Origin of the sequence: Citrobacter sp. Cpo089 (genome assembly GCF_030332695.1) — a bacterium.
Taxonomy (GTDB): domain Bacteria; phylum Pseudomonadota; class Gammaproteobacteria; order Enterobacterales; family Enterobacteriaceae; genus Citrobacter; species Citrobacter portucalensis.
On record NZ_JAOWHJ010000020.1, the window covers coordinates 54614 to 66738 of the forward strand.

General features: G+C 49.0%; 6 protein-coding genes. 2 read left to right on the forward strand and 4 right to left on the reverse strand.

Annotated features, from left to right (window positions below):
- Window positions 1-74: 74 nt before the first annotated feature.
- Genes OGX92_RS02175 through OGX92_RS02185 form a run of 3 tightly spaced genes read right to left on the reverse strand, consistent with a single transcriptional unit; the run spans window position 75 to window position 8486 of the window.
- Entirely contained in the window at window positions 75-1403 is a 1329-nt protein-coding gene (locus tag OGX92_RS02175; RefSeq protein WP_185879291.1) for an HlyD family type I secretion periplasmic adaptor subunit, read from the reverse strand.
- A complete protein-coding gene (locus OGX92_RS02180; protein ID WP_286586192.1) occupies window positions 1403-3142 on the reverse strand; it encodes a type I secretion system permease/ATPase in 1740 nt (579 codons plus the stop codon). The genes OGX92_RS02175 and OGX92_RS02180 overlap by 1 nt, the downstream gene beginning before the upstream one ends.
- A 10-nt stretch (window positions 3143-3152) precedes the next feature.
- The gene (locus tag OGX92_RS02185) at window positions 3153-8486 is read right to left on the reverse strand and encodes a peroxidase family protein (RefSeq protein WP_286586193.1); all 5334 of its coding nucleotides are present in this window, start codon (window positions 8484-8486) and stop codon (window positions 3153-3155) included.
- A gap of 632 nt (window positions 8487-9118) precedes the next feature.
- On the opposite strand from OGX92_RS02185, the gene OGX92_RS02190 reads away from it, so the two are divergent.
- A complete protein-coding gene (locus OGX92_RS02190) occupies window positions 9119-10306 on the forward strand; it encodes an OmpP1/FadL family transporter (RefSeq protein WP_286586194.1) in 1188 nt (395 codons plus the stop codon).
- A 237-nt stretch (window positions 10307-10543) separates the two neighbouring features.
- Window positions 10544-11173 carry a winged helix-turn-helix transcriptional regulator gene (locus tag OGX92_RS02195; RefSeq protein WP_003832974.1) on the forward strand — a complete coding sequence of 210 codons (630 nt, stop codon included), beginning with the start codon at window positions 10544-10546 and terminating at the stop codon, window positions 11171-11173.
- A gap of 116 nt (window positions 11174-11289) precedes the next feature.
- On the opposite strand, the gene OGX92_RS02200 is transcribed toward OGX92_RS02195, so the two are convergent.
- Window positions 11290-11676, reverse strand: coding sequence for a KPN_03583 family lipoprotein (locus OGX92_RS02200; protein ID WP_063941972.1), 387 nt, complete (start codon window positions 11674-11676; stop codon window positions 11290-11292).
- Window positions 11677-12125: the final 449 nt, after the last annotated feature.

Consider the following 12125-nt stretch of genomic DNA (forward strand, 5'->3'; position numbering starts at 1 on the left):
GAAAGCAAAGCTGCCAGCAACGGCAGAAAGCGGTATGGCGCGACAAGCCGTACGCCATACCGGCAATGGATGGCTCAATACTCTTTAAAAGCCAGTTCCAGACGGGCAATCAACGGTTTAAACAGGTAACTCATCAGGGTTCGTTCACCGGTCTTGATCGTCACGCTGGCGGGCATTCCCGCTTTAATTTTGTAATCGCCCAGCAAACGCGCGCCCTCTGCTGAAACCTGTACTTCCGCAAGGTAGTAAGGCTGCTGAGTGGCTTCATCAATTAAGCGGTCCGCCGAGATAGTCAGAACCCGGGCCGGAACCGACGGCAACAGGGCATGGTTAAGGGCAGGGAAAAGCACATCAACGGTTAAGCCGGGGACCAGTTTATCAATGGCATGCACGGGTATTTTGGCATCAATTTGCATCGGTTGTCCGGCAGCAACGATATCCATAAGATGTTCGCCGGGTTGAATGACGCCGCCCACGGTACTGACTTTAACATCCAGCACAATACCGTTAATCGGTGAGCGAATCTCGGTGTTATCCAGCTCGTGACGGGTGGACGCCAGTTCATCCTCCAGCATTGCCACTTCTTTTTGGTTTTCCGTCAGTTCAGACTCAACTTCACGTAAATATTGATGACGCACCTGGTAGGCTTTAATTTTTAATTCGTTTTGCTGCGATTTCAGTTTGGCAATGTTAAGAATATCTTCTGAAACGCTGCCAGATATTTCTGCTGCCTCGCGCTCCAGCACCAGTAATTGCGCTTTGGGATAATAGTTTTTTTCGCTCAGCGCGCGAATAGCCCCTAACTCCCGGTTAATCAGAGAAAACTGGTGGTCGCGATAGCCTTTTATTTTATTGAGATTATCCGTTTGTCCTACCAGACCATCGAGCGTTTCCTGAATCATCGACAGTTCATCCTGAATCGTTTTGCGACGGGTATCGAAAAGTTTAGCCTGCAGATTTCTGACTTCTGCCAGCCGTTTATTGCCAGATAATTGCTGCGTCAGCGTCGTATTAAAGACGATCGCATCCAGGCCATCGCGTTCTGCCAACAGGCGATCTTCGATACTTTTTGCAGAAATATACTGGGCATTTAACGCGCTGAAACGCATTTCAAGCTGCATTTTATCCAACCGGACGAGGACCTGATTTTTCTTCACCAGGTCGCCTTCTTTGATAAAGATATCCGTTACCCGACCGCCGCTCAGATGCTGAATGGTTTTGCGGTTACTCGATACGGTTACCGTACCATCGGCGACCACGCCCGCATCTAACGGCGCTTGCACTGCCCAGAGGATAAAACTACCGACACCAAGCACAATGACGATCACGCCCCGGATAATCGGCGACCAGATATTAGTATCAACGCCAGCAGAGGCCGCGTTCTCAGATTTCTTTTTCATCATCAGGCCTCACGTTGCTGTTCAGTCGTGGATGGAGAAGGCGTAGCCACTGGTTTCAGTACGTTGGCCTGACGCAAATGGGCAAAAACCTGATCGCGGGTACCAAACTCCTGTATAGCGCCATCGTTAAGCAGCAAAACCTTATTGACCACGCCGAGCAGCGTCGGGCGGTGTGAGATAATGACAGTGGTTTGTCCCTGGGTACGCAGGGTATTGATGGCTTTAACGAGTGCGAATTCGCCCGCGTCGTCAAGATTGGCATTCGGTTCATCAAGCACGATGAATGCAGGATTGTTATACACGGCGCGTGCCAGCCCGATGCGCTGCCGCTGCCCGCCGGAGAGCTGATATCCACCTGCGCCCAACAGCGTGTCATGACCTTGTGGCAAGCGCAGGATCATCTCATGAACGCCTGCCAGTAATGCGGCGGCGACGATAAGCTCACTGTCATTCTGCGCGAAGCGGGCAATGTTTTGCGCGATGGTACCGTCAAACAGTTCCACATCCTGCGGCAGATAGCCAATAGACGGGCCCAGCAGCGCTTTATCCCACTGACAAATATCTGCGCCGTCTAATCTGACTTTCCCTGATAGCGGTTTCCAGACGCCAACCAGAACCTTTGCCAGCGAGGTTTTCCCTGAGGCTGAGGGGCCGATAATCCCCAGAACTTCACCTTGCTCCAGCTGGAATGAGATATTACGCAGTAGCGGGGAAGGCTGGCCGGGGGCTGCGGCGAAGACGCTTTCGACGCTGATGTTGCCGTTAGGACGCGGCAGGGTCAGTACCTCTTTCGGTGCCGGATACTCCTTCAGCAAGGTTGAGAGCTGATGCCACGCGCTACGAAACTGCACGAACTGCTTCCAGCTGCCAATGACTTGTTCTACCGGGTTGAGGACGCGGCCAAGAATGATCGAGGCGGCGATCATCAGGCCCGGAGTAATATGGCCGCCGATCACCAGTAAAGCCCCGGCGCCCAGCGCAATAGATTGCAGCAACACCCGCACAAAGCGGCTGAGACTGCTTAACCCGGCCGTTTTGTCGGCAATCTGCGTTTGTAGCGCCAGCACTTTGTTATGTTGCTCCTGCCAGTTGGACTTCAGGGTCGAAAGCATCCCCATCGCTTCAATGGCATCGGCGTTTTGCAGCTGTTTATTCAGTTTGCTGGCATTGTTAATGGTTAAGGCGTGCGCTTGCTGAATCGGGCGCTTGGTAGAGATTTCAGATACCAACGTCAGAATAAATAATAATGTTATTCCGCCGAGAGAAAGATATCCCAGCAGGGGATGGACCAAAAAGGCGATGAACAGATATATTGGCGTCCAGGGAATATCCAGTAAGGCGAACAGGCTATTCCCGGAAAGAAACTGACGAACCTGATCTAATTCGGCTAAAGATTGCGCTGGGTTGTTATCACCGGTAACCATCTTTCTTTTAAAGGCTGCGTTAAAAACCAACTGGCTTAGCTTTATATCCAGCCTGTTGCCAAGCCTGACCATAACCTGCGCGCGGGCAGATTCAATCATGGCAATAACGATGTACAAGCCGACAATCAATAAGGTCAACATTAACAGCGTGGTGGTATTTTTACTGACCAGCACACGGTCGTAAACCTGTAGCATATAAATTGCCGGCGCCAGCATAAGCATATTAATCACACAACTAAAAAACAACAGCATCAGAAAAGTGGGTTTCGTTCCCTTTAATGCATCATTCAGTTCTGTTGGCGTATGCTGGCGCGACATAGTCATCTCCTTATACGATCAATGAACTATTGCCATTGTTACTGGCAAGGGTAGTGGGCATTTCCAGATAAAAGTCACCAATATTCACGGTGTTCGAATTGACGCCCACCAATGTGATGGTATCTGTACCGATAGTCACAATGGTGTTGCCATTGTTTCCGGTGATAGACACGCTGCTGGCAAAATTACCCGCGTTGATACCTAACAAGACGAGATCAAGGAAGTCCTGCCCGCCGTTGGGGTTACTGTCAAAACCGGTAATTCGGTCCTGCCCAAAGTTGGCACCAAAGGCGAAGATATCGCTCCCGGCACCACCGTCCAGAATGTCGTTACCTTCCTGACCATTGAGAATATCGTCCCCGCTACCGCCGGAGAGGGTATCCGCGCCCGCACCGCCAATCATGACGTCGTTACCAACCCCGCCTTGCAGGTTATCAGCGCCATCTCCGCCATCGAGGAAGTCATTCCCGATACCACCAAACAACTGGTCGTTACCGCCCATACCGAACAGATAGTCGTTACCGGTCCCTCCCGTAATGGTGTTCGCAATGGCATTACCGGTACCGATAAAACTGCCGCTGCCGGTAAATACCAGTTCTTCCACGTTATCGGTGAGGTCGTAGCTGCTAAGGTTGGTTCGGACAACGTCCGTGCCCCCATTCACACCTTCGATAACTACATCACCGAAATCATCAACGATGTAGGTATCATCGCCCGTGCCGCCGGTCATACTGTCGGCATCAAGCCCGCCATCAAGCGTGTCATTACCAGCATCACCTTGCAGAATATCTTGCCCCGCCTGACCAGAGAGGTTGTCGTTTCCCGCACCGCCGATGAGCAGATCGTCACCTGCACCGCCGAGTAAGGTGTCATTACCGCCTTCACCGCGTAGGATATCGCTCCAGGCAGTGCCGACGAGGGTGTTAGCCCCGTTGGTACCCACAATCAGATCGCCCACGGGCTGGGTGGTGGTCGACGTCAGGACAACAGGGGGGTTGCCTTCATCGTCGACGACGGTAACGACCACCTGCAACGTTCTGCCAACCATAGCCTGACCCGGCGTATAGGTGGCGGAAGTCGCACCGTTAATGTTGACGAATCCGGTTGGCGAACTCATTCTCCATTGATAAGTGAAATTACCGCCGCTCAGACCATCGGCGTCAGCAATGCCTGAAACCACCGCGGTCAGCGTCAGGCTTTCAGTTGGGGTGAGGTCGTTAATTACCGGCACCCCGGTCGTGGCCTGATTTCGCGGTAGGATCGCCTGAGTTTGTGCCGACACCAGGGTTTCAGCGTCACCCATGCGGTCGTTAAAACTGGCTACCACACGCAGCGGAGCACCCTGAATAGTGCCAGGCACTCTGAACTCAACACCGGTTGCCTGGTCTCGCCATTGGCCGTTGACGAATGCCTGCCAGGTCATGGTGATGGCCACATCCGCCGCCAGGCCGTTACCATCCAGCAAGTTCGCCACGTTGACGCGCAGCAGGTCGCCCACCGAAGGGTTAGGATTGCTGATGGTCAGATCGCCCGTCGCTTGCTGCGCCGTCACCCACAGCTGCTTCCCATCGCCAAACTCTAGTTTTTCGATGTTCAACAGACGATCGATGCCATCATTCAGGTTCAGCGCGGCATCCGGCGTGGCGTGATCGACGAGCAGGCTACCGTCCGCCATACGGGTAAAGACATAGTTGCTGCTGACATCACGGTACACCGCGACGTCAGTTTCCGTGCCGTTACCTTCATGCAGGATTTCTCGCACAATCGACAGCTGATTCGGTTTCAGCGTGCCGGCCAGCATGTACGATTTCAGTTCGGCCATACCTTCGGCGCTGGTGAGTCCCGCCATACCTGTAACGGCAATACGCACGTTGAGCCATGCATCACCATCAATGATATCGTTACCGGCTTTACCCATAATGCGGTCGCTACCGCCACCGCCGAGTAAAATATCGCTACCATCATCAGGGTTCAGTAGTACCGCGTTCGGATTTGTAGAACGCTCTACGCCGAGAATAGCCTGTAAACCGGTGATCCTGTCCGCACCTTCCTGGGTCAGGTTGTTAGAGAGGGGAACGCCCTGAACAGGCGCAGTACCTATCGGCTGTTCTGTCCCGGTCAGGATATCGTCGTATTTCCAGCCTGACAGCCCTTCAACAAGATCAAAACGGTCGCGTAGAATAAACTCCTGCTGGTTGACGAAAATAGGGATCCCAAGGTCAGAGTTAGCGCCATTTGGGTCGCCTTTATGGATAGCCCAGTCGAAACCGGCCATGCCATTATTGCGCTGGATCCCCGCGCCCTGAATCATGATGTCGTCACCGGCTTCGCCATCGTAGTCGGTGTCGTTACCCTGACCGTTGAGGACATCGTGACCGATAATGGTACTGTTGAAGAACAACTCAGAGTTGTCACCCGCCAGCGTGTCAAACCCGTCGCCGCCTTCCAGCCAGTCATCGCCTTCGTTGCCCATCAGGAAATCACCACCCGAGCCGCCAAGCGCAAAGTCGTTATCCTGACCCGAGAAGACCTCCTGCGCATCTTCGCCGACCACCACGAAGTCGCTACCGCTGCCACCAAAGACCAGATCGTTTCCGTTACCGGAGAAGATAACGTCATGTCCGGCATCACCGTGCAGGAAGTCCGCATCACCAACAGGCGTACCGGTATCGGTAATAATGTCATCACCGTCACCACCATGGACCACGTCTGCTTCGTCGCCGCCGTCCAGTCGGTCATCTCCGCCATCACCCCACAGACTGTCGATCCCTTTACCGCCGATTAACGTATCATTGCCTGCCGTCCCTCCAAGCACCACATGCCCATCGCCGGTATATTTCAGATACCCGCCATCGGCAAAACTATCGCCGTCAACATCCACTCCTGGGTCGCGACGCACCAACAACGGCGAGAGCAGATCCTTCAGCGGATTACCCCATTTCGGGTCGATTTCCGTTTGCAGCACGCGGTTCACTTCAAAAATATGGTCCGGTGTCTGGAACAGATTAGCGGGCAGGTGGGAGGATCCCTCATCACCAAGATCGCTGTTACGCATTACCAGCGCGGAAAACGAGTTGGCCTCCAGTTCATTGAGTAAGTTCAGTCCCTGAACGCGGCTCAGATAGTAGAAACGATCGCCGTCCTGAAGCATTTCCATTTGTGTTTCAAAGACGAAGTTGAAGGTTGAGCCGAGCATGCCGCCAAATTCATTTTTGCGCTCTGCCAGCCCGCCAATCCAGAAATCGACCATATTCAGGCCGGTCTCTTTGGTTGCCCACGCTCCGGTACTGTTAAAGAAATCCATCGCATCCGCAGGCGGGGCATTGTTAGCATCACCAAACAACAGGAAGTTGACCGCTGCACGCTTACCTTCAAGGCTGGTGGCATTGAGGATCAGCTCATGCTGACCATAGGCGGCCATAAAGTTAATGATTGAAGCGGGATTTTTCAGGTAGGTAGTGAAGTCAGCCCAACTGGTATAAGGCTTCAGTTGACTATCACCGCTTAATGCAAAAAACTGCTCGCGGGCCTGGTTCAGCGTCGGCATTGCGGTGTCACGGCCACGGGCTATATTAAGCGCGCCTAAATCGAGGGGCAGGCCGATGAGATTATTACGCAGCGCATCGGTAATAAATTCATCAATTTCGTTACCCACCTGACGCGTCATACCACGCACAATTGCGCCAATAGCCTGATCGTCCGTGACGGTGGCCCCGTTGATTTGATTAAATGCTACCGGATTCAGGAATGCTGAAATCAGGTCAATATCGCCGCTTTGCATATCAATGTCGGTGCGCGCCACGGTTTCTGTCAGCATTGAATGCCCGAAACGGTAAACCACATGCGCAAACTCGGCAAAGATCATCGGGTTTATATCCGCCGTGTTGGAGAAAACAAACGGATCGACGGCGGGTTGTACGGTACGGGCAAACTCCTCGAATACGAGGTGCTGATATTGCATTTCCGTGGAGAAGCGGCCTGCCTGGAATAAGTACTCACCGTTCCATACCAGCGTACTGGTATCGGCAGGTAATTCCGTGATTTGATGATTGGGCATCAACCACTGATTAATGAGGTCGATATCACCGGTTTCCAGCAGTGTTGTTTTATATTGCTCAACCAGACGGTTATGCTCGCTGTGAAAAACGGCGTGCACCGCGGTTAAACCTATATTTTCGTTCCCACGCCCGTCACCGGTAATAAAGTGACGATCGAGCAGTTCGTTATCATAGGTTCCTGCCGGTTGCGCTCCTTCGCCCCCAATCGCAGTGTCATCATCTGCCAGCAGACCCACTTTGGGCGCGGCAGTATGCGCAATATCATCAAGAAACGCATGGCCGGTGCGGAATGTTCCCTCAGGCAACAGACCGCCGTTGGCTTCAACCAGTCCCCCGGTGGTAACAATCTGTACCTTTCCATTTTCACTTAAAATCAAATTACCGTAGCGATCCGTTGCCAGCAGGGGAACATTAAACACATCCTGATCGGTGAGTTTAATGCCTAGCAGAGTTTCAGCCTGGTTTTTAACGTCGGCCCAGGTCGCCAGTCCACCGTTCGCACCGCCTAATAAATTCCCGGTAGGCTCAGGTTTCCCATCAATAATGACGTATTCGCGGATGAAAATCTGATGTGAAGGATGGGAGGTGTAGGTTTGGTTTTGGTCGATGAAGGGGGTCGTCAGGTTTACTGTCTCTCGGTTTTCATCCACCGTTGCCCGGGTTAATAGCATAAAGTTTGTCGACGACCCTTCCACATATAAAGGGTCATCCGGCTGTAGCGGAATGAAAACGATACCGTTGCCGCCTTTGGGAATCAAATCCAGACCGTGGTCAAAAAACTGGCCAAAGAAGGTCATCCAGCCGTTAAAAGCAGGGGAGAGACCGATATCGGGAGACTGGTTAGGAATGGATAACGTTTCTCCGTCTCCTGTAATAGTCCCCCCGCCGGGAGCATCTTTTAACGCGTTAAATACCTCCAGTGCGGCTGGGTTAGATGCCGTTTGATCGGAAATTAAGTTACTAATAATACGTGGGTCGGCATCAATAACGGTGCCACCAATTTGGATATAACTGGTCATTTGGTCCGCATCTTGCCAGTTTAACGCGGTTAATCTCGGCATTGTCTGGTCGGCAGAGCCATATAACTCCTGGCCTTGTAGAAGATTATTCCATGAACCATCTACCGTGCGAAGTCCATAAGGCAATAGCGGACTGGAAACTAATTCTCTAAGCAATTCAGCATTAACGCTACCATCCGGGTTAGTTGCCGCTTCGGATATTTTGATCTGCTTAAGAATAAAAGCAAGATCGTGCAGAGTGACAGTAAAGTCATATTGTGAGGCCATAAGTCATTACCCCTATCTTTACCTGTATTAGCTATCATCACTCTTTTCTTCCACTTACAAAAACTGACAGAAGAATGAGTCGTATAAGATACCTGATTGTTATTACATGATTAAAACTCCATATTTAAAAAAATGAAGTATCTACGACTTGATTAGCATTATTCTCCTGAAATTTAGTTAGCACAGTAAGATATGCACCTCACTTATATATTAGGTTTGAGCGGTTGATGACCATCGTGCCCATTGAAATTAAAGGTATATTCGAGACACGCAGTTTTGAGAAGACAAGGTCTCCTCAAGGCTGTAAAGGTTTTACTTTTTAAAACGCATATTACAGTTATGTGATGATCATAACTATGGTTTTTCCGTTGGCGACTTCACTCATACTTTATTATGAAAAGATTAAATTTTCATTTCTTTACATTAGAATTTATGTCAAATCTCTTCTTAAGAAGAATTCTCATTAAGTCAACTTTTAAGATGTCATTGTGTTGAATTATAAAATTTAATATTGGATGAAATTTAACACGACATCATTCCTGATGCCTGATTATGCTATTAGCATAAATCAATACAGTGTGATAGCTGACCCTACGTTTAGTAAAGAACGCCCCCTCCAAACAGGTAATGCAATGAAAAAAAATATAATTTTTCTCTCCGGGATGATTTTTTCGTCAGTCGGTCACGCCAGTGCGCTCTACTTCTATGAAGTCGGAACGGAGGATACCGCACTGGCTGGTGCAGGGCAGGCCGCTCGTGCTCAGGATGCCTCTACGCTGTTAACGAACCCTGCGGGGATGACCCGTTTACCTGACCATATGGTCAGCGGAGGATTACAGGCGATGGGCGGAGATATTCCCTATACGCTGAACAATACGACAGATGGAAGGCAAAGCCCCGGTAATGTAATGACGCTTTTCCCCAATGCCAGCATGTTTTATACGCAACGGCTGAGTGATACCGTTTCTGCCGGTTTGGGTTTGTACGGCAACTATGGGTTAGGTATCGACTTCGGCAACTGGGCAGGGGATCGGTTAATTAAACAAAGTACCATGGTTGCGATGACGCTGAGTCCCGCCGTTGCATGGAAACTAAGTGATAAGGTGTCGGTTGGCGCAGCTGCAGGGCTAAACTATGGTTTTCTGTCGCTAAGCAGAGATGTCGATGGCCACGATGAGAAACAAAGCGATCATGACTGGGCGATGAATTACCACCTTGGCTTATTAATGGATTTAACCGACAAAACGCGGGCGGGAGTAACCTGGACCAGCAAGACTGATTATCATTTCAATATTGACGGGACGGCACGTTTCCCCAATATACCTAATATTGGATATGATCTGCCGATCTCCACACAGGTTCGTGCTCCGCAGCAGGTGATGTTTAGTCTGGTTCACGATATCAACAGTCAATTGTCAGTGATGGGCGATCTTGGCTGGCAGGACTGGAGCCAGTTTGGCAGCCCGCAGATTACAATAAATGGTCAGCAAAGCGATCGTGATAATCGTCTGAGAGATACATGGCATACAGCGCTGGGCGTGCAATATCATCCCGATGAGCAGTGGCGCATTAATGCCGGTATTGCCTATGACAGTTCACCGTACAAATCGCAAAGTGATGTAGCGCTTTCGATGCCAACCGGCGATGAATGGCGACTTGCCATCGGTGCACAGTACCAGATTACGCCAGCCAGCAATATTGGCGTTGCCGTTGAGTATTTGCACATGCAGTCGTCTAACGTCAAATCTGATATCTTTGCAGGCCAGTATAAGAATCCGTGGCTATGGTTTGCCAGTGTCAACTACAGCTATCAATTCTAGCGCCGTTATTCCCGATTAACTATCTCACGCATTGTTAATAGTCACCATGGCGGATTATCTATCCGACAGTGTCTGGTAACCGTCTGCTGGTGGTCTTATCACACACGCTCGTTTAAATAAAAATAAATTTCTACTTTTATTATTGAGCAATTTATGGCTTTAATATGAATCTGTACTACCTTCATGGAATATAGGTAAAAGCATATTGTTTTCAATCTAAATAATACAGGTTTGATTATGCAAATTTCACCTCCGGTACGCCCAGAACAAAGCATACAACGCTTAATGCAAGCACTTGAACCGATTGCAGAAAAGATGAAGGTTGTGCCGCGGCGGCGTATCATGTGGAAATACAAGAATAAGCCTCAACTCTACCTTTTTTTGCAAGGGGAGCTGTCTATTTTACGTTCTTCTGATGGTCTGTTAATCGTGACCGTCTATGAACCCCATCTGTTCGGTATTGCCGAAATGATCCAACCGGTACACGGCCATTTATTGCGCGCTGAAGCTGAGTCAACATTATTACGCGTCGATGCCGATAAAGCACGAGAACTCTTTCATCAACAAGGCTTGTGGGAAGATGCGGCGGCAGTGCTTTCATATCATACGGGCTATCTCTTTTATCGTGATGATTTAGTCGTACAGCAGCGTACTTATTCAGTGATACGTAACCACCTCGAAGAGATGATTTTGTTGCCGGAAGAGACGCGCACGCGAGTCTCTATTTTAGATTATATTCAGGATCGGACCCACTTATCGCGCAGCAGTGTTTTAAATGTTGTATCTGCGTTAAAAAAAGGAGGGTATATTGATTTTGAACGCGGAGGGTATCTTACTTCCATCAATAAATTGCCTGAGCGATTTTAAATAAACCCACAAACAAGTTACAAATCGATTATCTAAATTTAATATTCTATTGTTGTGGTATGCCATATATCAATCGTAAGAAATCCTCCTCATCATTTTCTGAGGAGGATTTCTTGTTATTCAATAAGAGAGTTCACGGACTGATTAATGCTTAACAGTCCTGTTTGATTATGCTCCTTATAATAAAAATTGTTCATTTGCTGCATTTGTTCGAGCTTGGTTAAAGAAGCATAAACCTGGTATGCCTGGCTATGAACGTCAAACATCTCTCTTGGCTTAACCTCATGAAGATATTCATTTTTTAATGAACTCGCGACGTTTTCAATTTGCTGTTTATTATCCTGATATAAGGACAGGGATGCCGAGTCACTACTTGATTTTGACTCGGGTTGTGCCTGAACAACAGGGATCACCATTTTATTGATTTTAACAACTTTCTCTGGGGGAGAAGTATTACAGCCAGAAAGTATCCCAACGATGAGAAGTAGATAGAGAGTGCGCATATATAGTGTTCTAAAGACAATGGATGCCAGCTATTATCTTTTTATACAGTCAGGTGTCTACAGTTATTTTGTTTAAATAAAAACAAAAGGAAATTTAAAATTAAATGCCATTGCATTACATTGTTTCATAAGACCATGTTAGCCTACGAGCATTAGATCATAGAAACCTGATAAGTACAGTATTACGGAAGCTTCTCAACAATCAGAACTGCAGGATTTCTTTCTTCTGGATAATATATTATTAGCGAGGATTTATGAAACTTAATAAACTAGTAAGTTATCTGACTTTAGCTGGCGTGTGTTCAACATCATTAATATCACTACCTGTATTGGCACAGGAAGGAGCAAAAGATGCGACTGCTCAGACCAAGGTGATGCTGCCAACTTACTGATTTAGTGTATGATGGTGTTTTTGAGGTGCTCCAGTGGCTTCTGTTTCTATCAGCTGT